Source organism: Bradyrhizobium sp. NBAIM01 (genome assembly GCF_020194115.1).
In the GTDB taxonomy this organism is placed as follows: Bacteria; Pseudomonadota; Alphaproteobacteria; order Rhizobiales; family Xanthobacteraceae; genus Bradyrhizobium; species Bradyrhizobium yuanmingense.
Genome location: NZ_JADYVU010000002.1, coordinates 1 through 19,373, shown reverse-complemented (window position 1 = coordinate 19,373; position 19,373 = coordinate 1). Strand labels below are relative to the sequence as shown.

Sequence of the window (19,373 nt, the reverse complement as noted above, 5' to 3'; positions counted from 1 at the left end):
AGCGCGCGCCAGCCAGACGACATCAAAAACTAAAGTGAAGTGCAGGCTGGGGCTGATATGGCTGACGGGGCTAGGTATTCGCGCGCCCTGATTTTGGGCGCGTCGGTGGTTTCAATTGCGGCAATGACGGCGGAGGGCAGTCTCGCGCAGACCGCATCGCAGCAGAGTGAAAACGCGCCGTCGGAAAGGCCGAAGCAGGCCAAGCGCAAGCAGGCGTTGCAAGTTGCGCAGCAGGCCGCGCCGGAGGTGATGAACGCCCGCGCCCAGGCCGGCGGCGCAGCGCCGGTGCAAACGCTCGATGCGATTACGGTCGCGGCAACGAAGACCGAGGAGCGTGCCGTGGATGCGCTGGCACCGGTCAGCGTCGTGACCTCGGCGCAGATCGAGGGACGTCAGGCCAGCACGGTTGGTGACCTCATCTATAATGTGCCGGGCGTATGGGTCCAGAATCGCGGCGACGAGCCGTCGACCTCGATCAACATTCGCGGCCTGCAGGATTTCGGCCGCGTTGCTGTCGTCGTCGATGGCGCGCGGCAGAACTATCAGCGCACAGGCCACTTCGCCAACGGCTCCTTCTTCCTCAATCCGGAGCTGATCAGCGGCATCGACATCGTGCGCGGCCCGACCGCGAACATCTACGGCTCCGGCGCGATCGGCGGCGTGGCCTCGTTCCGCACCAAGGACATCGAGGATGTCGTCCGCGTGGGCGAGCGCTGGGGCGTCGATGTCAAGACTATCCTTGGCAGCAATTATGGTCGCGCACTCGGCTCGGCCTTCGGCGGCGTGCACGTCAATCCGAATGTCGACGTGTTCGCAGGCGGCACCTATTCGACGCAGGAGAGCTACAAGGACGGCACCGGCTTCGAGGTCGCCAATACCGGCAATCGGCTCAGCAGCGGCATCGCCAAGCTGACGGTGCGGCCGGCGGACGGCCACGAGGTCAAGCTCGGCGCCATCTTTCAGGAAGACATCTACAGCCTGGGCCAGCCGCCGCGACGCGCCGGCGATCCCAATTCGACCAATGCGAACGGCACGAACAATCTGAACGGCACGTCAATCTACGCCTCCAACGTGAAGAATTACACCACGACGCTCGGCTGGAAATATTCGCAGCCGAATGATCAGTGGTTCGACTGGGATGCGAAGATCTACTGGAATCGCACCGAGAACGACCAGACTAAGACCAGGCACACCACCACGACGCCGTCAGTTTATTGCGGTGGCGTGCCGGGCAATGCCGTTTCGGGGTGCATCGGGAGCAACCGCGGATATCTGCTCGATACAATCGGCATCGACGTGCACAATACGACGCGGTTCGACACTGGAAGCTGGCGCCACGCGGTGACATACGGCCTGGACGCCTTTCAGGATAAAGTATCTACGCAGGATAGGACCGGTACCGCCGAAGTGACTACGCCCGGCGGCCAGCGCACGGTGTCTGGCGGCTTCGTGCAGTGGCGGGCGAACTACACCTCGATGCTCGAGGTGATCGGTGCGCTCCGTTACGACAATTATCAGCTTTCCTCGGCATCCTCGTCGTCGGGCGGCGATCGCCTGTCGCCGAAGATCACCGTTGCTCTCGTTCCGACCGCGGTCGTGACCCCCTATGCCAGCTACGCGGAAGGCTATCGGGCGCCCTCGATCACGGAGACGCTGGTGAGCGGGCCACATGCCGGCGCGACGGTCAACGACTCGTTCTTCCGCTGTCCGTCGGGCACGCCGGGACCGGGCGCGGACTCGACCTTCTGCTTCGTGCCCAATCCAAACCTGCGCCCCGAGGTCGGCAAGAACAAGGAGATTGGCTTCAACATCAAGAAGAACGATCTGTTCACGGCGGGCGACACGCTGCGCGGCAAGATCAACGTGTTCCGCAACGACATCAGCGACTTCATCGACCAGGTCGCTTACGGAAACCCGCTCGTGGTCCCGACCGGGCCGCCACCGGCACCGTCGATCACGGTGCTCCCGTTCCTGCAATATCAAAACGTGGCGTCCGCGCTCATTCAAGGCGTCGAGGCCGAGGCGATGTATGACGCGAACCTGTGGTTCTTCGGCCTCTCCGGGACCTATCAGAGCGGAAAGAATCTCCAGACCGGCTTCGGCCTCTACAGCATTCCGCCGCAGAAGATCACGACGACGGCCGGCGTGCGTCTGCTCGACCGCACCCTCATCCTTTCGATGATGTGGACGTCGGCAATCGCCAACTACGACATCCCCAGGACCTACACGCCCGCGACGTCGTACGATCTCGTCAATCTTTACGCGCAGTATCACCCGACGCCCGATCTCACGCTCAACTTCTCCGTCGAGAACCTCTTCAATCGCTACTATCGTCCGTACGCCATTCCGGTCGGTAGCACGGGCGACACGCAAAACGACGTGAAGTGGGCGAGCGCCGGTGCTGGGCTCGTGATCAAGGGAGGTCTCAAATACCACTTTGGCGGCACCTGAGGAAGACACCGCAGGTTATGCCTTGCTGATCTCGAAAGCCACGCTGATGCGTCAGCGTGGCTTTCGACCCGTTCTGAAATATCCGGTCGGCAATTGCCGATCTACAAGTCACAGGAGAAAAGTCGAATGTTCATCGCCATGAATCGCTTCCAGGTGAAACCCGGCTCGGAAGCCGCGTTCGAAACCGTCTGGCGGACCCGTGAGTCCTATCTCGGCAGCATGGCGGGGTTCGTCGAATTCCATCTGCTCAAGGGGCCGGTCGCCGAGGACCACACGCTGTATTCCTCGCATACCGTGTGGGTCGACAAGGCGGCTTTCGAGGCCTGGACGCGCTCGGAGGAATTCCGCCGCGCTCATGCGCGCGCCGACAACAAGACCGGCGAGAGCCTCTATCTCGGTCACCCCAAGTTCCAAGGTTTCGAGGTCATCATGACCGAGCGCAAGGCGAGCGCGGCCGCTTGAGGCGCCGGGGTTGAGGAGCCAGATATGCTGAGCACCGATCTCGCCGACCTCAAGGCGCATATGGCGGACAATCCGGGTGCCGTGATCGAGGACGTCGCGCGCGAGCGCAGCGCCACGCCGCGCGCGGTGATCGAGGCGTTGCCGCCGTCAATGGTGCGCATCGGGAGCGGCGAACATTTTGCCGCCGCCATGCAGGACATCGCGGAATGGGGCGAGGTCACGCTGATCGTCCACACCGATGATGCGATCTTCGAGTTCACCGGGACCATTCCCGCGGGCGAGATCGGCCGCGGCTATTTCAACCTGATGCAGCCAAAGGGCCTGCACGGCCATCTCCGCCACGAGCGCTGCGCGGGAATTGCCTTCGTCGAGCGGCCCTTCATGGGCAAGTCCTCGGCCTTCGTCGCCTTCGTGAACGCCGACGGCGGCATCATGTTCAAGGTCTTCGTCGGCCGCGACGAGACGAGGGCGCTGCGGGCGGATCAGCTGGCGCGGTTCCGGCGGCTCGCGGACCGGATCGCGGCGAAGCTTTCGGCGTAACTTCCATTTGTCGGGAGATCAGGATGCAGAGCAATTCCACGCTAGGGCACGTGATCCTCACAATCGCACTGGCGCTCGTGCCGGCGCCGGCCTTTGCGATCGACGCGGCGCTGTTGCCGCGCAATCTGTCGCCCTGGGGCATGTTCCTCGGTGCCGACATCGTCGTGAAGGTCGTGATGGTCGGGCTTGCCGTTGCCTCGCTGGCGACATGGACGGTCTGGCTCGCCAAGACCATCGAGCTGCGTCGCAAGGGCTCGCTCGCCTTGCAGCGGACGCGCACCCTCGAAGGCAAGATGACGCTGGCCGAGGCATCCGCGCGGACCGGCGACGCGCGCGACGCAGTCGCGCAGCTGATCCAGTCCTGCGCCAGGGAGGCCGAGCTTTCCGGCGGCATCCTCGACGACGGCCTGCAGGAGCGCGTCGCGTTACGGCTGGAGCGGGTCGAGGCGGCGATGTCCAGGCAGATCGCGCGCGGCACCGGCGTGCTCGCGACCATCGGCGCCATCGCGCCGTTCGTCGGCCTATTCGGCACCGTCTGGGGCATCATGAACTCCTTCATCGGCATCTCCGAGAGCCACACCACCAGTCTTGCGGTGGTCGCACCCGGCATTGCCGAAGCGTTGCTCGCGACCGCACTCGGCCTCGTTGCCGCGATCCCGGCGGTCGTGATCTACAATCATCTCGTCCGCGGCATCGCCAATTACCGTGCTTTGCTCGGCGACGCCTCGGCGCAGCTGATGCTGCTGGTGAGCCGCCAGCGCGACCACGGCCATTTCCGCCTGGCCCGGGCGGCGGAGTAGGCCATGGCCGCCAGGCTCGGGACATCGAAGCTTGGCTCGCGCGGGGACGCGAGCGAACTCGAGGTCACCCACGAGATCAACGTCACGCCTTTCATCGACGTGATGCTGGTGCTGCTGATCATCTTCATGGTCGCGGCGCCGCTCGCCACCGTCGACATCGGCGTCGATCTGCCGGCGACGGCCGCCGAGCCGGCGCCGCGGCCCGACAAGCCGGTCTTCGTCACCGTCAAGCCGGACCTTTCGATCGCGGTGGGTGAGGGTACCGTCGCTCGCGACGGGCTCGGCACCTCACTCGATGCCGCCACCAGGGGCCGCAAGGACGAGCGCATCTATCTGCGCGCGGACAAGGCCGTCTCCTATGGCGACCTGATGGAGGTGATGAATACCTTGCGCAATGCCGGCTATCTCAAGGTCGCACTGGTCGGCCTCGACGGACGCAGCTGATGACCGCGAACGCCTTTGCCCTGCACCAGCCGGTCGACGAGCGGGAGGGTGCGTGCTGGGGGGCCTCGGCGGCGATGATCGTGGCGTTGCATCTCGGCGCCGCGTTGCTTGCAACGAGCTGGCTGAAGCAGGTGCCGGACGAGGGCGTCAACATGCCGGCCATCCTGATCGACATGACGCCGGAGACTTCGGCACCGCAGTCGACGCCGCTGGACATCGCGCCGGGACCGATGATGCAGCAGGCGGATGCGTCACCGCCCGAGCCGGTGCAGCAGCAGGCTGTCGAGGAAATGATTCCGCCGACACCGCCGCAGGAGCAGCCGGATGTGGTGGCTCCACCGGAACAGAGCCTCAAGCCGAGCCCGTCGGAGCCCGAGCCTGCGAAAGTTACACCCGTGGAGAAGCCCGCCCCGGCGAAGCCCAAGGCGGTCCGCCTCGACGCCCGGAAGCCGTCGGATGTCCTTCCGGCGCCGCGCACCAGCGCACCGCCGCGCGCGGAGCGGCAGGCTCCGCTGGCCTCTGCCGTCAATGCCGGCTCGCTCGCGTCTGCGATGGCGACCTATTATCAGCGCGTCCGCGCGCATCTCATGCGCTTCCACCAGTATCCGACGAGCGCGAATGGCCAGAGGGGCGTGGTCAAGGTGAGCTTCACGCTCGGCCGTAACGGTCAGGTATTGTCCAGCCGCCTCGGCGGCTCCTCGGGCGTCGCAGCGCTCGATGCCCAGGCGATGGCCATGGTGCGCCAGGCCCAACCATTCCCGCCGGTGCCGGCCGAGATCACTTATGCAACCATACCCATCAACGTCCCGGTGATTTTCGGGAAGTAGCCATGGGCAATGACTCTCCCTCCCGCGGAAAAGCGGGAGGGAGAGCGAGCCTCGCCTCACTTCGCCTTCAGGAAATCCGCGACCTCGAGCAGCACGAACTCGTTGTCGTCGGCCTTGTTGGGATCGCGGCTGGAGGAGAACGGCAGGTTGTTGTCGTTGCCGACGATGATGTGGGTGTCGTCGACCCGGTCGACGTTCTCGATGGTGAAGAACGGGAAGGTGTAGACGCCGTCGTTGAGCGGCTTCTTCGCCTTCTTGTCGGGATCCCTGATCTTCATCAGGTCGATATAGCCGATCTTGCGCACGGGCTTGCCGACATTGGCGTCGGTCAGCTCGATCTTGTAGACGCGCTTGAACTTGGCGAGGTCAGGGAAGCAGCTCTCGCCGCGCTGGCCTTGCGGGCAGGCCTTGTCGGCGGTGCCTTCGCCGTTGTCGCGCTCGATGATGAGGCCGGAAGCCTGGTCGATCATGTTGAAGTCGCCGATGGCGTTGCCGTTCTGCTCGAACACATAGTGCCAGTACCGGCCGGTGAATTTCTCGGCGGCGACGTCGAATTCGAGGATGCGGGCGGCTTCCTTGCCGTCGACCTTCTCCCACTCCTTCTTCTCCGCGTCCCACAGCGGTCCCTCGAGCAGGCCGTAGAGGAACTTGCGGTCCTTGGACGCGGCGAAGCCCTCATAGCCCTTGGAGCGGCGGAGATTGACATTGGTGTAGGTCGCGCCCGGCGCGGCCGGCGTCCCCACCGCCCAATTGTCGGGCGAGCGCACCGGCTTGCCGTCGGCGACCGTATCGAACACGCCGAGGATTTTGCCTGACTTGTCCGCCTTCAGGACATAGGGGCCGAACTCGTCGCCGATCCAGAAGGTGTCGCCGACGATCTGGAAACCTTCGGTGTCGAAATCGGAGCCGGTGAGATAGCGCTTCTGGGTGTCCTCATGCACGATGCGGAAGGGGATGCGTTTGTCGGGGTCGTGCAGGAAGATGGTCTCCAGCCGCTCCATCTTGCCGCTGGCCCAGTCCATCTTGTAGCGGTTGAGGTACAGCATCGAATCCGGCGAGTTGGCGCGCGCGCCCATGCCGTTGTCGGTGAGGACCCAGAACGTGCCGTCGGGCAGGGTCTTGATGCCGGAATGGCCTTGCAGCGGCTGGCCCTTGAACGGCAGCGACACGCCGGTCGGACGCTCGAAGGACTTGCCCATCACGGTGCCGAGCGCGTCGACCCGCTTGCCGGTGGTATATTTGCCCGCCGCCTTGAGATCGGCGGGGGCATCAGCCGGCGCCTGGATGAAGGTTTCGGCCGGCATCACCGCGTGGCCGGCGAGCTTGGCGGGGAATTCGCCCTCGCTCTGCGCGAGCGCTGTGCTCGCAGTGAGAATGATCGTGGCGACGGTGCAAAGAAAAGTCGCGCGCATGTGCGTCTCCTGTTGGCGGACGCAACGCTTATGCGGATCGCATGTTGCAGTATTGTGAAGCCGGGCCAAAGGCCGCAGCTTCGTCTACTCCTTCACCGCACCCGTCAGCGAAGAGACGTAGTAATCCACGAATAGCGAGTAAAAGATCGCGACCGGGAGCGAGCCGAGCAGCGATCCCGCCATCAGCGCACCCCATTGATAGACGTCGCCGGTGACGAGCTCGGTCAGGATCGCGACCGGCACGGTCTTGTTGGCGCCGCTCTGGATGAAGGCCAGCGCGTAGATGAACTCGTTCCAGGACAGCGTGAAGGAGAAGATGCCGGCCGAGATCAGGCCGGGCACTGCGAGCGGCAGCGTGATCCGGCGCAGGATCTGCAGCCGCGTGGCGCCATCGACCAGCGCGCATTCCTCGAGCTCGTAAGGAATCGACTTGAAATAGCCGATCAGGAGCCAGGTGCAGAACGGCACCAGGAAGGTCGGATAGACCAGGATCAGGGCCAGCGGCGAGTCGAACAGGCCGAACTGCACCACCACGGTGGCGAGCGGAATGAACAGGATCGACGGCGGCACCAGATAGGCGAGATAGATGCCGAGGCCGACATAGGGGCTGCCGCGGAAGCGCAGGCGCTCGATCGCGTAGGCCGCCAGCGTCGACGCGATCAGCGACAGCGTGGTCGAGCCGATCGCGACCAGCATCGTCGTCTTCAGCCATTGCGGATAGGCGGTGTTGAACAACAGATGCTTGATGTGCGCCAGGGTCGGCGAGGAGATCCAGAACGGGTTGTTGTCCCGGTAGTTCATCAGCTCCGCGTTCGGCTTGAACGAGGTGATCGCCATCCAATAGAACGGAAACAGCAGGATCAGAACGAAGCAGCCGAGCGGCAGGTAGATCATCATCAGCCGCCGCAGCCCGGAATCCCAGGCCATGGTGTCGGGCGGTGCTTTTGCGTCCGCGACGGTCGATTGCGCGACGGTTTCAGTCATTGGCCTCTCCCTGCTGCCATTTGCGGCGCGCCAGGCCGAAATAGGAGAACAGTGTCGCGAACACCAGGAACGGGATCATCGACACCGCGATTGCCGCGCCTTCGCCGAGCTCGCCGCCGGCGATGCCGCGCTGGAACGCCAGCGTCGCCAAGAGATGGGTCGAGTTCACCGGACCGCCGCGGGTAATGGCGTAGACCAGCTGGAAGTCGGTGAAGGTGAAGATGATCGAGAAGGTCATGACGATGGCGAGGATCGGCAGCATCATCGGGAAGGTGATGTAGCGGAAGCGCTGCCAGGCGCTGGCGCCGTCCAGCATCGCGGCCTCGTAGAGCGAGGGCGAGATGGTCTGCAAGCCGGCCAGCAGCGAGATCGCGACGAAGGGAATGCCGCGCCAGATGTTGGCGGCGATCAGCGAGAAGCGCGCCGGCCAGGGCGAGCCGAGGAAGTCGATATTGCTGTCGCGCCAATGCAGAACGTCGACCAAGAGGTACGAGATGATCGAGAACTGCGGATCGTAGATCCACCAGAACGCCAGCGCCGACAGCACCGTCGGGACGATCCAGGGCAGCAGCACGATGGCGCGCAGCAGGCTCTTGAACGGGAAATGGTTGTTGAGCAGCAGCGCGAGCCAGAAGCCGAGCGCGAATTTTCCGAAGGTCGCCACGGCCGTGTAGAACACGCTGTAGAACACCGCGTTCCACCACAAGGGATCCGTGAGCAGGTACTGGAAATTCTCGATCCCGACATAGATGCCGCGACGGCCGATCGTGGTGTCGGTGAAGGCGAGCCAGACGCCGAGGCCGAGCGGGTAGGTCAGGAATACCGTGAGCAGCCCGAGCGCGGGCGCGAGGCACATCACGATCAGGAACGGCTTGTAGTCGAACAGGCGCACGATCCAGTTCGGCTGTCGTTGCGCCAGTGCGTGGGAGGAGAGGGTGGTCACGGACATAGATTGGTTTGTCCCGTCTGAAGTGTCACGACACCGTCATTGCGAGCGAAGCGAAGCAATCCAGTCTGTCTCCGCAGTGATCGTCTGGATTGCTTCGTCGCAAGTGCTCCTCGCAATGACGGCGGCTCTGTCGTCGTCGCTCTTACCGCTGTCGCCGGAAGTAGCGCTTGCAGCGCTGCTCGGCTTCCGCAGCCGCGGCCTCCGGCGTGGCGGCACCTGTGGCGACGGACGCGCACATCTGAATCAGCACGTAATCGGCGCTGACTGCGCCGGTGGCCGTCGAGATCGGCCCCTTGTAGCCGTCATAGTAAGTGCTGTTCATCGTGTTCTTGAACAAGCTCACCTTCGGGTCCTGCGACCACACGGCAGCCTCGGCATAGGCGGCCAGCGGCTGGGACCAGTAGCCGGAATTGGCATTGAGCCACGGCTCGTATTGGTCCTTCTCCAGCATGTATTGCAGGAAGGCCTTGGCGGCATTGGGGTACGGGCTGTGCTTGAACACCATAGCGTTCAATGTCAGGCCCGCCATCGGCGAGACCTTGGCGAGGCCCTTGGGCAGCAGCTGATGCTCGCTGTCCTCGGCGATGGCCTTGGTGGCCGGGTCGTTCTTCAGCGAGAAGTACAGTGAGACGCCGTTGGCCGTCAGCGCGATCTCCTGCGAGGAATAGGCGCGGTTGTTGCTGACGTCATTCCAGGACGGCGTGCCGGCGATGAAGGTCGGATACAGCTCCTTGACCCAGTTGAGTGCGGCGATCGTCTCTTTGCTGTTGATGGTGACGTTGCCCTCCTCGTCGAGCAGGGAGGCATTGTGCGACCACAGCGCCCAGTTGGCGAAGCCGTTGCCGTCGCCCTTGGCGTTGCCGAGTGCGAAGCCGGCCGGCTTGCCGGCCTTTTGCAGCTTGCGGCAGAGGTCGAGCACGCCGGCATGATCTTCCGGAACCTTGTCGAAGCCGACCGATTGCAGGACCGACTTGCGGTAAATCAGGGGACCTGCGGTGGCGCCGAACGGCAGTCCGATCCAGGACTCGCTCTTGTTCTTCTTGCCGTAGCGTTGCGCCAGCGGCAGCCAGCCGCCGTACTTCTTGCCGAGATAGTCGGCGACGTCGGTGAGCTCGATCAGCTTGTCGATGTAGATGTGGGGCGCGTCGGAGAAGCCGATGATGATGTCGGGGCCGGCGCCGGAATTCGAGGTCACCGCGGTCTGCTGGTTGATGTCCTCCCAGCCGACGAAGTCGACCTTGACCTCGACCCCGGTGTCCTTGGTGAACTTTGCCGCATTGGCGCGGAACACGTCCTCGTCCGCCTGGACGAAGCGCACCGGGCGCAGCATGCGCAAGGACGCGCCCTTTTCGATCTCGCGCTTGGGTGCCGGGACGTCGGCAGCCTTGATAGCGGATGTTTGCGCTGCAGCACCGGTGGCCGCGAGCGTTGCAGCAGACAGGCCCAGCGCCAAGGCATCACGACGTGTGATGTCGTTCCTCATCAGTACCTCCCTATGATGTCTCCCTTCCCGGCGTTGATCGCCGGTGAAGGGGCCGTTTGGTCCTTGGCGCCTTCGCGCCGCCCGCCTAGCTGTTCGGCCCGCGGTCCATGCTGACGGGCTGCCAGCGGCGGAGCGCGGTGTTCTGCAGCACCGACGGATTGACGCAGCTTACCGGCCACATGCCCTGGAGCACCAGTGACAATTCGTAGCCCACCCGGCGCTTGCGCGCCTCGTCGAACCGTGCCGAGGCCGAGGCGACATGGGCGGTCAAGGTCACGTTCTCCATGCCGAGGAGGGGATTGTTGTGCGAGGGCGGCTCCTTTTCCAGCACGTCGAGGGCGGCGTGCGCGATCCAGCCCTCCTGCAGCGCCTTGATCAGGCTCTCCTCGTCCACGGTGGCACCGCGGCCGGTGTTGATGAAGATCGAGCCTTTCTTCATCTGCCGGAAGTGCTTCTCGGTCAGCATGTGGTGCACCTCGGGCCGCGCAGGGGCATGCATCGAGACGAAGTCGGATTGCGACAGCACCTCGTTCAGCGTCGCCGGGATCACGCCGTGTTCGTACATCAGCGTTTCCTGGATGAAGGGATCGTAGGCCATCATGCGCAGGCCGAAAGGCGCGGCGCGTCTCGCGACCGCACGCGCAACCCGGCCGAACGAGATGAAGCCGAGCGTCTGGCCCATCAGCCTCGGGATTTTCAGCAGCGCCGGCCGGCCCTCGGCCCAGCGGCCGTCGCGCACCATGCGGTCCTGCTCGACCAGGCGGCGGAAGCCGGCGAGCAGCAGCATCATGGCGTGGTCGGCGACCTCCTCGATGAAGGTGTCAGGAATGTTGGTGACCGGAATGCCGCGGGCCGTGGCGGCCTTGACGTCGACACTGTCGACGCCGACCGAGCCGAGCGTGATCACCTTGCAGCTCTCGAGCGCGTCGATGATCGACTTGGTGATCGGGATGCCCTTGGCGTAGATCGCGTCGGCGTTCTTCGCGGCGGCGATGAACCCGGCCTCGTCGGCGGGCGCCTCGACGATCTCGGCATCGATCGGATCGAGCGCCTCGCGCTCATAGGAATAATCGCTGCCGGCGACCGTGAAGCTCGCACCCTTCGGCGTCACCACCCTGTATTTCGGCATTCTCTGCTCCCGATTTGGTTTCTTGTCGTGGTCCGCCTCGACGAGCGGGCCTTTGCGTCTTTTACGCGAAATTCGGGCAAGTGCGTACAATTCACGGTTGTTGCGGGCGAGGTATATTTCCGTTTTTCCGTGCAAGCCCCGGGCTTCTACGGAGGTGCGTAAGTAACTTGCTAAGGGCTCCGCCACTAAGACTTGATTCGAATTTGATCGATCTCGTCGTGCGCCTGTACCCCATCATTGCCGGAGCTAACCTGTGAAGTTGAGCAATCTGAAGATCGCCCCGAAGCTTGGCATTCTCGTCGGCGTCACGCTGTTCGGCCTCTGCATCTCCGGAGTTCTCGCCGGCTATCTGATGAAGCGCGAGATGGTAAATGCGCGCATCGACCAGGCCAAGGCGATCGTCGAGCTGGCGCGCAACTATGCCGCCGCGTTGAAGAAGCGCGTCGATGCCGGCGAGATGACGAAGGACGCCGCGATGGCCGAGCTTCGCCGCTACGGCAACGCGATGACCTATGACAAGGGTGCCGGCTACCTGTTCGGCACGTCCTATGACGGTCTCACCCAGCTTGCGCCCGATCCGAAGGTGATCGGCACCAACCGAATGGACGTCGTGACCAACGGCCGCAAGCTGTCGCTGGAATTGATGAACGGCGTCAAGGCCAACGGCGAGATCCTGCTTCACTATGAATATATGAAGCCCGGCCAGGAAACGCCGATCCGCAAGATCGGTTACGCCGTCGCGGTCCCCGGCTTCGATATGTATCTCGGCACCGGCGCCTATCTGGATGACATCGACGCCAAGATGGGTCCGGTCTACTGGCTGCTCGGCCTGGCGGTGCTCGGCATCGTCATCGTTGCCGGCAGCGTCGCCTGGATGATCGGCCGCAGCATCAGTGCTCCGCTCGGGCTGCTCGGCACCCGGATGCGGGAGCTGGCCGACGGCAAGCTCGAAGGCGACATCCCCGGCGTCGGTCGTGGCGACGAGATCGGCGCGATGGCATCGACCGTGCAGATCTTCAAGGACAACGCGATCCGCATCCGCGACCTCGAGAAGACCGACGCGGACGCCAAGGAACGCGCCGCGGCGGATCGCCGCAGCGCCATGGAGGAGATCGCCAACGATTTCGAGCGCAGCGTCAACGGCATCGTCCGCTCGGTCTCCTCGGCCGCAGCCGGCATGCAGACCACGGCGCAATCGATGACCGCGACCGCCAGCGATGCCTCCTCGCGCGCGGCGACCGTCGGTGCCGCCTCGCAGAAGGCGTCCGGCAATGTTGGCACCGTTGCGGCCGCCGCCGAAGAGCTGTCGAGCTCGGTTGCGGAAATCTCCCGCCAGGTGACGCGCTCGACTGAAGTTGCGAGCCGTGCCGTCAGCGATGCCGAGCGCACCAACGCCACGGTGCAGGAGCTCTCCACCGGTGCCGAGAAGATCGGCGAGGTGGTCAAGCTCATTCACTCGATCGCGGCGCAGACCAACCTGCTCGCGCTCAACGCCACCATCGAGGCGGCGCGTGCCGGCGAGTCCGGCCGCGGCTTCGCCGTCGTCGCCTCCGAGGTCAAGGCGCTCGCCAACCAGACCGCGAAGGCGACCGAGGAGATCTCCGCCCAGGTCGCGGCGATGCAGACCTCGACCAGCGACGCGGTGTCGGCCATCTCCGGCATCACCCAGACGATCGCCGAGATGAGCGAGATCACCGCCGGCATTTCCGCATCGATCGAGCAGCAGGGCGAGGCGACGCGGGAGATCGCCCGCAACATCCAGTCGGTCGCGGCCGGCTCGAGTGAAATCAACGCCCATATCGGCAGCGTCACCTCGGCCGCCGAAGCGACCGGCAGCGCGGCCAGCGATGTGCTCACCAACGCCCGCGAGCTGGACACCCAGTCCGGCGCGCTGCGCGATGCCGTCGACGGCTTCCTCGCCAAGGTCCGTGCGGCGTAAATTCTTGCGCTGAATTCGTAGGGTGGGCAAAGACGCGAAGCGTCGTGCCCACCTTTTCTTTTTGAGTACGGTGCGACTCTTCGTGGGCACGCTGCGCTTTGCCCACCCTACGAGACCGTACTACTGCTTCTCGATCTTCGCGTTGGCGATCAGCTTCTCCCACAGCACCAGCTGCTCGTTCACGAAGGTGCCGAGCTGCTCCGGCGTGCCGGAAAAAGCGTCCATGCCGAGCGTGGCGAGCTTGGCCTTGATCTCCGGGTTCTCGATGATCTTGCGGATCTCGGTGTTGAGCCGGGTCACGATCTCCTTCGGCATGCCGGCCGGGCCGAAATAGCCCTGCCAGGACGTGATGTCGAAGTCCGGCACGCCGGCCTCCTGCATCGAGGGCAGGTGTGGCACCAGCGGCGTGCGGTTCTTGGTGGTGACGGCGAGCGCGCGCAGCGCGTTGCCGTTGACATGGGGCAGGCCGGTCAGGATGTCGACGAACATCATCGACACGCGGCCGCCCATGACGTCGTTGAGCGCCGGCGGCGAACTCTTGTAGGGCACGTGCAGCAGGTCGAGCCCGGCATTGTGCGCGAAGGTCGCGCCCGATACGATCGCCGCCGAGGAGCCCGAGGCGTAGCTCAGCTTGCCCGGATTGGCCTTGCCATAGGCCACCAGCTCTCCGACCGTCTTGGCCGGCACCTCGGGATTGATGACCAGCATGAAGGGCAGATCGCCGGTGCGGGCAATCGGGGTGAAATCCTTGACCGGATCGTAAGTGAGGCTCTTGAGCAGATAGGGATTGGCCGAATGCGTCGTGTTGGTCGTCACCAGCAGCGTGTAGCCGTCGGGAGCAGCCTTCGCGACATAGGTCGCGGCAAGCATGCCGTTGGCCCCTGCCTTGTTCTCGATCACGATGGGAACGCCGAGCGCCTGCGACAGATGCTGCGAAATCAGCCGCGTCGTGGTGTCGGTGCCGCTGCCGGCCGCGAAGGGCAGCACCAGCGTGATGTTGCGGCTGGGATAGGTGTCGGCGTGAGCGGTGGATGCTGCCGTGAGGCATAGCGCGGCCGCGGCGACGGTCCGCAGGTTTCGAATCAGCCCTGAAATCATGTCGGTCGTTCCCTCTTTTTGGTTGGCGGGGAACCTAGCTTGTCCAAAGGGGAATCGGAAGATGGCTATAGGTCGTGACCGCGTCCGTCGCGCGGAATTATGTCATCGCCGAGCCCCGCCGCGATGCAAGCACGACTCCGGCGAGCACCAGCGCGTAGCCGATTAGGTGGAACGGCTGCAGCTTCTCGCCCAGCAGCACGATCGCCAGCGCCGAGCCGAACACCGGCACCAGATGGAAGAACGGCGCCGCCCGGTTCGGCCCGATCAGCGCCACGCCGCGGTTGAAGAAGAGATAGGCGAGTGTGGAGGGGAAGATCAGGATGTAGGCCAGTGTCGCCAGCGTGGTCGCGTCGAATTGCAGCACGCGGCCGCTCGCCGCCTCCCAGATCGCCGTCGGCAGCAGCATCGTCGCGCCGCAGCAGGTGGTGAAGGACAGGAAGGAGAGCTGGTGGATCTTCGGCCGGCGCGGGATGAAGGCCGAGTAGAGCCCGAACGCCACCAGCGAGGAGGCGAACATGATGTCGCCCCTGTTGAAGCTGATGCTTGCCAGCGCCGCGAGGTCGCCGCGCAGGATGATGATCAGCACGCCGAGCAGCGAGATCGCGATGCCGCCGAGCTGCGCGCCGGTCAGCCGCACGCCGAACAGCACCAGCGACCACAGCGCCACGAACAGCGGACCCGCCGACTGGATCAGCAGCGCATTCAGCGCCTCGGTGTATTGCAGCGCCCAATACGAGATCGCGTTGTTGAAGGCAAAGCCGACCAGCGACAGGAACAGCATCAGGGGCATGCTCTTGCGCAACGCAGGCCAGTCGCGCTTCAGATGCGGCCAGGCGAACGGCAACAGGATCAGGAACACGCCGAACCAGCGGATCGTGGTGATCGTCAGCGGCGGCACATGCGCCCCGACATGGCGCGCGAGCACGATGTTGCCGGCCCAGAACAGCGAGCTCAGGCTGAGCAGCAGATAAGGCTGGTTGTTGAGCCAGCTGGCCGGATTGGCGGCCGGTGGCGCGGGCGAAGCGGTCGTCATGGGCGTTGGATACAACTTGCGCCCGATTGCCGCGATGGCACAAGTCACAGCGCCGCAATGCTACAATGCAGCCGAGCCCTGAGGAGGTGCCATTGGCGGTCAATATGTTGAACATCGAGGGCCTGGAGCGGCTCGATCCGAATGCGCCGGTGGTGATGCTGAACCTGATGCGCTTCCACGCGCGCTCGCTCGATGGCGACGGGTCGGGCTGGGACGCATACTTGCGCTACAGCGCGATCACGGTGCCGATGATCAAGGCGCGCGGCGGCACGCTGCTCTGGACCGGCGAAGCCAAGACAGTCGCACTCGGTCCGCACGCGGGCAACGATTGGGACTTCGTCGCGCTGGTCCATTACCCGTCGGTCTCGGCCTTTCTCGACATGATGACCTCGCAAGCCTACGAGCGCGAAGCCGATCCGCATCGCGTCAACGGCTGCGCCGAGCACGTGATCATTGCGACGAGCGAGGCGTACAGCAAGTTCAAAACGAAGTAGCAGCGCGTGCACTTTTCCCCTCTCCCCTTGTGGGAGAGGGTGGCTCGCCGCGTAGCGGCGAGACGGGTGAGGGGTCTCTCTCCGCGAGTCCACTCCCAATTGAATGCGCGGAGACAACCCCTCATCCGGCGCTTCGCGCCACCTTCTCCCACAAGGGGAGAAGGGAAGTGCAGCGAGCGCTTCGATGAAGCCGCCTAACTTGCCTGCTTTCGCGACGCCGCGAACACGCCCGCCAGCACCAATGCGAAACCGATGAAGTGGAACGCCTGCGGGTGCTCGCCCAGAAACGCCATCGCCATGATCGAGCCGAACACCGGCACGACGTGGAAGAACGGTGCGGCGCGGTTGGCGCCGATCAGGCGCACGCCGCGATTGAAGCAGAGATAGGCGAGCGTCGAGGGAAAGACGGCGACGTAGAACAGCGTCAGGAGGTTCGGCCCGTCGAGCTTCATCACCGGGCGAGCGGACAGTTCCCAGATCTCCAGCGGAATGAGACAGGCGGCGCCGCAGCCGAAGGTGAAGGCGAGGAACGAGAGGCCGTGCATCGGCGGCCGCCTCAGTGACAGCACCGAATAGAGCGCGAAGATCAGGAGCGCGAGCAGGAAGATCAGGTCGCCCTTGTTGAAGTCGATGCTCGACAGCGTGGTGAAATCGCCGTGCAGCAGGATGGTCAGCACGCCGCACATCGACAGCAGCACGCCGAAGGCCTGCGCGGCGGTGAGACGAATGCCGAGGATGACCAGCGACCACAACGCCACCAGCAGCGGCGCGGCCGACTGCAGCAGCAGCGTGTTGAGCGCCTGGGTGTGCTCCAGGGCCCAATATTGCAGCGTGTTGAAGGCGCCGATGCCGGTGACCGAGAGCGTGACCATCAGGCCGAGCTTGCCGCGGATCGCCGGCCAGTCCTGCACGAGGTGCTTGAAGGCGAACGGCAGCACCAGCAGGAAGGCAAAGAACCAGCGCAGGAACGACAGCGTCACCGGCGGAATGTGGCCGGCAGCGAGCCGCCCGACGATGGCGTTGCCGGCCCAGCACAGCGCGGTGATGCTGAGCAGCAGGTAAGGCTGGTTGGCGATCCAGCTGTGGCCGGATGTTTCCGCGGGCGTGGTCTGGCCGGTGGCGGACATTGTGATGGTTGAGCCCCGCGTCGAGTACGCCGAGCCCTCCGGCCCGGCGAGGTCCGGGCCGGCTGATCACCCGGCAGGTCCAAAGACACGGAAAACCAGGTTGCATCAACGGGGACGGGCGCATCGCGACCATGCTGGCGGCGAAGGCGGCCTCTCCCGCTTTGGTCGAAGCCGCCTGCGCCGGCCTGCCAGGGTTCGGGATTTTCCGCGGATATCAAGGGCTTGGACCGGACGTTGGACCCCGAAAAAGCCCCGTTCTTGCTTGCCTAGAAGGGCTGCTTCCTTTATCCGGTTGGCTGCCTTGCGTGCGGGCGGCTCCGGCTGCCGATTGGGCTGGGCGCAGGCGTGATCCCGGAAGAGTGGGCACCGGTTTTCCGCGAGGATCATGCCTTCTAGAGACAGATTGAACAGGATTACCCGCGAATGGCCAATGTTGTCGTCGTCGGCGCCCAGTGGGGCGACGAAGGGAAGGGCAAGATCGTCGACTGGTTGTCGGAGCAGGCGGATATCGTCGTCCGCTTCCAGGGCGGCCACAATGCCGGCCACACGCTGGTGATCAACGGCAAGACCTACAAGCTCGCGCTGCTGCCCTCCGGCGTGCTGCGCGAGGGCAAGCTGTCGGTGATCGGCAACGGCGTGGTGTTCGATCCCGCCGCCTTTCTCGACGAGGTCGCCAGGCTCAGGTCGCAGGGCGTCGATGTCGGCCCCGACAACCTGCGTGTCGCGGAAAACGTCACGTTGATCCTGCCGCTGCACCGCGAGCTCGACGCGCACCGCGAATCCGCCAGCGCCGCCACCGCGATCGGCACCACCCGCCGCGGCATCGGGCCGGCCTATGAAGACAAGGTCGGCCGCCGTGCCATCCGCCTGATGGATCTGGCCGATCATCAGACGCTGCCACACAAGATCGACCGCCTGCTGGCGCACCACAACGCGCTGCGCCGCGGCCTCAACCTGCCGGAATTCGACGGCGCGGTGATCCTGAAGGAGCTGATGGCGATGGCGCCGCAGCTGCTGCCCTATGCCGAGACGGTCTGGCGGCTGCTCGATATCGAGCGGCGCGCCGGCAAGCGCATGTTGTTCGAGGGCGCGCAAGGCGCGCTGCTCGACGTCGACCACGGCACCTATCCCTACGTCACCTCGTCCAACACGGTGGCGGCGCAGGCCGCGACCGGCGCCGGCCTCGGGCCGGGCGCGGTCGGCTACGTGCTCGGCCTGTGCAAGGCCTACACGACCCGCGTCGGCCAGGGCCCGTTCCCGACCGAGCAGGACAACGAGATCGGCCGCAAGATCGGCGAGCGCGGCCGCGAGTTCGGCACCAATACCGGCCGTCCGCGCCGCTGCGGCTGGTTCGACGCCGTGCTGGTCCGCCAGGCGGTCCGGACCTGCGGCATCAACGGCCTGGCGCTGACCAAGCTCGACATCCTCGACGGCTTCGATTCGATCGAGGTCTGCACCGGCTACAGGCTCGACGGCAAGGAGATCGACCATTTCCCGGCCGGCGAGGGCGCGCAAAGCCGGGTCGAGCCGATCTACGAGACCATCGAGGGCTGGAAGGAGCCGACCGCCAATGCGCGGTCCTGGGCCGACCTGCCGGCGCAGGCCATCAAATATGTCCGGCGGATCGAGGAATTGGTGGGATGTCCGGTCGCGCTGCTTTCCACCAGCCCGGAACGCGAAGATACTATCCTGGTGCAAAATCCGTTTGAGGCTTAACGATATCTTACCGGGACGCGCGTATAGTTGAGTAGAAATGGCTGATTACTATCCGCTGATCGCCCGCGCTATTGCCGCCCTGGACCCCAACGCTCCCGGCGAAAGCCGTCGCGCGCTCTATGAGCGGGCGCGCACGGCCCTGATCGCGCAGCTGCGCAGCGTGCAGCCGCCGCTCTCCGAATCCGAGATCACCCGGGAACGGCTGTCGCTGGAGGAGGCCGTCCGCAAGGTCGAATCGGAGGCCGCCCAGCGGGCCCGCGAGGCCTCGCGTCCCGGTGGCGCCGCCCGCTCCGGCTCGAGTGGCGATGCCTTCCGCCGCGCCAGCACCCGTGCCACCGAGGCGAGCCCGGCTGCGGCTCCGCCGCGCACGCGTCCGGCCCCGACGCCGCCGCGCGCCGACCGCCCGTCCTTCAACGTTGATGATCAAGGCGAGGCCCCGCGGCCGCCGCGCGCGCCCCGTTTCGACGCCCCGCGCCCACCTGGCC

17 protein-coding genes and 1 pseudogene are annotated in these 19,373 nt (G+C 64.9%); 10 read left to right on the top strand and 8 right to left on the bottom strand.

What is annotated here, in order from left to right:
- Positions 1-57: 57 nt before the first annotated feature.
- From I6F31_RS06425 to I6F31_RS06400, 6 genes are all read left to right on the top strand, one after another.
- Entirely contained in the window at positions 58-2,451 is a 2,394-nt protein-coding gene (locus I6F31_RS06425) for a TonB-dependent hemoglobin/transferrin/lactoferrin family receptor (RefSeq protein WP_225185162.1), read from the top strand.
- A 126-nt stretch (positions 2,452-2,577) separates the two neighbouring features.
- Entirely contained in the window at positions 2,578-2,913 is a 336-nt protein-coding gene (locus tag I6F31_RS06420; protein WP_225185161.1) for an antibiotic biosynthesis monooxygenase, read from the top strand.
- Between the two features lie 24 nt (positions 2,914-2,937).
- A complete protein-coding gene (gene hutX, locus I6F31_RS06415) occupies positions 2,938-3,453 on the top strand; it encodes a heme utilization cystosolic carrier protein HutX (protein ID WP_035998840.1) in 516 nt (171 codons plus the stop codon).
- A gap of 23 nt (positions 3,454-3,476) precedes the next feature.
- The gene (exbB, locus tag I6F31_RS06410; RefSeq protein ID WP_225185160.1) at positions 3,477-4,253 is read left to right on the top strand and encodes a tonB-system energizer ExbB; all 777 of its coding nucleotides are present in this window, start codon (positions 3,477-3,479) and stop codon (positions 4,251-4,253) included.
- A 3-nt stretch (positions 4,254-4,256) separates the two neighbouring features.
- A complete protein-coding gene (exbD, locus tag I6F31_RS06405) occupies positions 4,257-4,697 on the top strand; it encodes a TonB system transport protein ExbD (RefSeq protein ID WP_225185159.1) in 441 nt (146 codons plus the stop codon).
- Positions 4,697-5,524, top strand: coding sequence for an energy transducer TonB (locus I6F31_RS06400; RefSeq protein WP_225185158.1), 828 nt, complete (start codon positions 4,697-4,699; stop codon positions 5,522-5,524). Before exbD ends, I6F31_RS06400 begins: the two co-directional genes overlap by 1 nt.
- Before the next feature lie 56 nt (positions 5,525-5,580).
- On the opposite strand, the gene I6F31_RS06395 is transcribed toward I6F31_RS06400, so the two are convergent.
- From I6F31_RS06395 to I6F31_RS06375, 5 genes are all read right to left on the bottom strand, one after another.
- Complete coding sequence (locus I6F31_RS06395) at positions 5,581-6,936, bottom strand: esterase-like activity of phytase family protein (RefSeq protein WP_225185157.1); 1,356 nt, start codon at positions 6,934-6,936, stop codon at positions 5,581-5,583.
- 84 nt (positions 6,937-7,020) lie between these two features.
- Entirely contained in the window at positions 7,021-7,863 is an 843-nt protein-coding gene (locus tag I6F31_RS06390; RefSeq protein WP_225112986.1) for a carbohydrate ABC transporter permease, read from the bottom strand.
- A 49-nt stretch (positions 7,864-7,912) separates the two neighbouring features.
- Positions 7,913-8,869 carry a sugar ABC transporter permease gene (locus I6F31_RS06385; protein ID WP_035998865.1) on the bottom strand — a complete coding sequence of 319 codons (957 nt, stop codon included), beginning with the start codon at positions 8,867-8,869 and terminating at the stop codon, positions 7,913-7,915.
- Between the two features lie 142 nt (positions 8,870-9,011).
- The gene (locus I6F31_RS06380) at positions 9,012-10,352 is read right to left on the bottom strand and encodes an extracellular solute-binding protein (RefSeq protein WP_057028022.1); all 1,341 of its coding nucleotides are present in this window, start codon (positions 10,350-10,352) and stop codon (positions 9,012-9,014) included.
- 85 nt (positions 10,353-10,437) lie between these two features.
- Positions 10,438-11,481 carry a C-terminal binding protein gene (locus I6F31_RS06375; protein WP_057028021.1) on the bottom strand — a complete coding sequence of 348 codons (1,044 nt, stop codon included), beginning with the start codon at positions 11,479-11,481 and terminating at the stop codon, positions 10,438-10,440.
- A gap of 253 nt (positions 11,482-11,734) precedes the next feature.
- On the opposite strand from I6F31_RS06375, the gene I6F31_RS06370 reads away from it, so the two are divergent.
- Positions 11,735-13,420: a methyl-accepting chemotaxis protein gene (locus I6F31_RS06370; protein ID WP_035998883.1), complete on the top strand. Its 1,686-nt coding sequence runs from the start codon at positions 11,735-11,737 to the stop codon at positions 13,418-13,420.
- 120 nt (positions 13,421-13,540) lie between these two features.
- On the opposite strand, the gene I6F31_RS06365 is transcribed toward I6F31_RS06370, so the two are convergent.
- Both I6F31_RS06365 and I6F31_RS06360 read right to left on the bottom strand, forming a co-directional pair.
- Positions 13,541-14,518: a tripartite tricarboxylate transporter substrate binding protein gene (locus I6F31_RS06365; RefSeq protein ID WP_035998887.1), complete on the bottom strand. Its 978-nt coding sequence runs from the start codon at positions 14,516-14,518 to the stop codon at positions 13,541-13,543.
- Positions 14,519-14,615: 97 nt separating this feature from the next.
- The gene (locus I6F31_RS06360) at positions 14,616-15,551 is read right to left on the bottom strand and encodes a DMT family transporter (RefSeq protein WP_225185156.1); all 936 of its coding nucleotides are present in this window, start codon (positions 15,549-15,551) and stop codon (positions 14,616-14,618) included.
- A gap of 92 nt (positions 15,552-15,643) precedes the next feature.
- On the opposite strand from I6F31_RS06360, the gene I6F31_RS06355 reads away from it, so the two are divergent.
- Positions 15,644-16,045 (top strand): DUF1330 domain-containing protein, encoded by a 402-nt coding sequence (locus I6F31_RS06355; RefSeq protein WP_225141231.1) that lies wholly within the window; start codon positions 15,644-15,646, stop codon positions 16,043-16,045.
- Between the two features lie 194 nt (positions 16,046-16,239).
- Here the strand turns inward: I6F31_RS06355 and I6F31_RS06350 are convergent, their stop codons facing one another.
- On the bottom strand, positions 16,240-17,172 hold the full coding sequence (locus I6F31_RS06350; protein ID WP_035998893.1) for a DMT family transporter: 933 nt from the start codon (positions 17,170-17,172) through the stop codon (positions 16,240-16,242).
- Between the two features lie 423 nt (positions 17,173-17,595).
- Here I6F31_RS06350 and I6F31_RS06345 point away from each other — a divergent pair, with 423 nt between their 5' ends.
- On the top strand, positions 17,596-18,888 hold the full coding sequence (locus tag I6F31_RS06345; protein ID WP_035998896.1) for an adenylosuccinate synthase: 1,293 nt from the start codon (positions 17,596-17,598) through the stop codon (positions 18,886-18,888).
- Between the two features lie 37 nt (positions 18,889-18,925).
- Positions 18,926-19,373, top strand: a pseudogene (locus I6F31_RS06340) (hypothetical protein); the annotation flags it as partial.

Bases quoted from the DNA above. Each gene is read 5' to 3' on its own strand.
- exbB (WP_225185160.1), top strand. From the start codon at position 3,477: ATGCAGAGCAATTCCACGCTAGGGCACGTGATCCTCACAATCGCACTG.
- exbD (WP_225185159.1), top strand. From the start codon at position 4,257: ATGGCCGCCAGGCTCGGGACATCGAAGCTTGGCTCGCGCGGGGACGCG.
- I6F31_RS06380 (WP_057028022.1), bottom strand. From the start codon at position 10,352: ATGAGGAACGACATCACACGTCGTGATGCCTTGGCGCTGGGCCTGTCT.
- I6F31_RS06385 (WP_035998865.1), bottom strand. From the start codon at position 8,869: ATGTCCGTGACCACCCTCTCCTCCCACGCACTGGCGCAACGACAGCCG.
- hutX (WP_035998840.1), top strand. From the start codon at position 2,938: ATGCTGAGCACCGATCTCGCCGACCTCAAGGCGCATATGGCGGACAAT.
- I6F31_RS06395 (WP_225185157.1), bottom strand. From the start codon at position 6,936: ATGCGCGCGACTTTTCTTTGCACCGTCGCCACGATCATTCTCACTGCG.
- I6F31_RS06365 (WP_035998887.1), bottom strand. From the start codon at position 14,518: ATGATTTCAGGGCTGATTCGAAACCTGCGGACCGTCGCCGCGGCCGCG.
- I6F31_RS06400 (WP_225185158.1), top strand. From the start codon at position 4,697: ATGACCGCGAACGCCTTTGCCCTGCACCAGCCGGTCGACGAGCGGGAG.
- I6F31_RS06390 (WP_225112986.1), bottom strand. From the start codon at position 7,863: ATGGCCTGGGATTCCGGGCTGCGGCGGCTGATGATGATCTACCTGCCG.
- I6F31_RS06360 (WP_225185156.1), bottom strand. From the start codon at position 15,551: ATGACGACCGCTTCGCCCGCGCCACCGGCCGCCAATCCGGCCAGCTGG.
- I6F31_RS06345 (WP_035998896.1), top strand. From the start codon at position 17,596: ATGGCCAATGTTGTCGTCGTCGGCGCCCAGTGGGGCGACGAAGGGAAG.
- I6F31_RS06350 (WP_035998893.1), bottom strand. From the start codon at position 17,172: ATGTCCGCCACCGGCCAGACCACGCCCGCGGAAACATCCGGCCACAGC.
- I6F31_RS06425 (WP_225185162.1), top strand. From the start codon at position 58: ATGGCTGACGGGGCTAGGTATTCGCGCGCCCTGATTTTGGGCGCGTCG.
- I6F31_RS06420 (WP_225185161.1), top strand. From the start codon at position 2,578: ATGTTCATCGCCATGAATCGCTTCCAGGTGAAACCCGGCTCGGAAGCC.
- I6F31_RS06375 (WP_057028021.1), bottom strand. From the start codon at position 11,481: ATGCCGAAATACAGGGTGGTGACGCCGAAGGGTGCGAGCTTCACGGTC.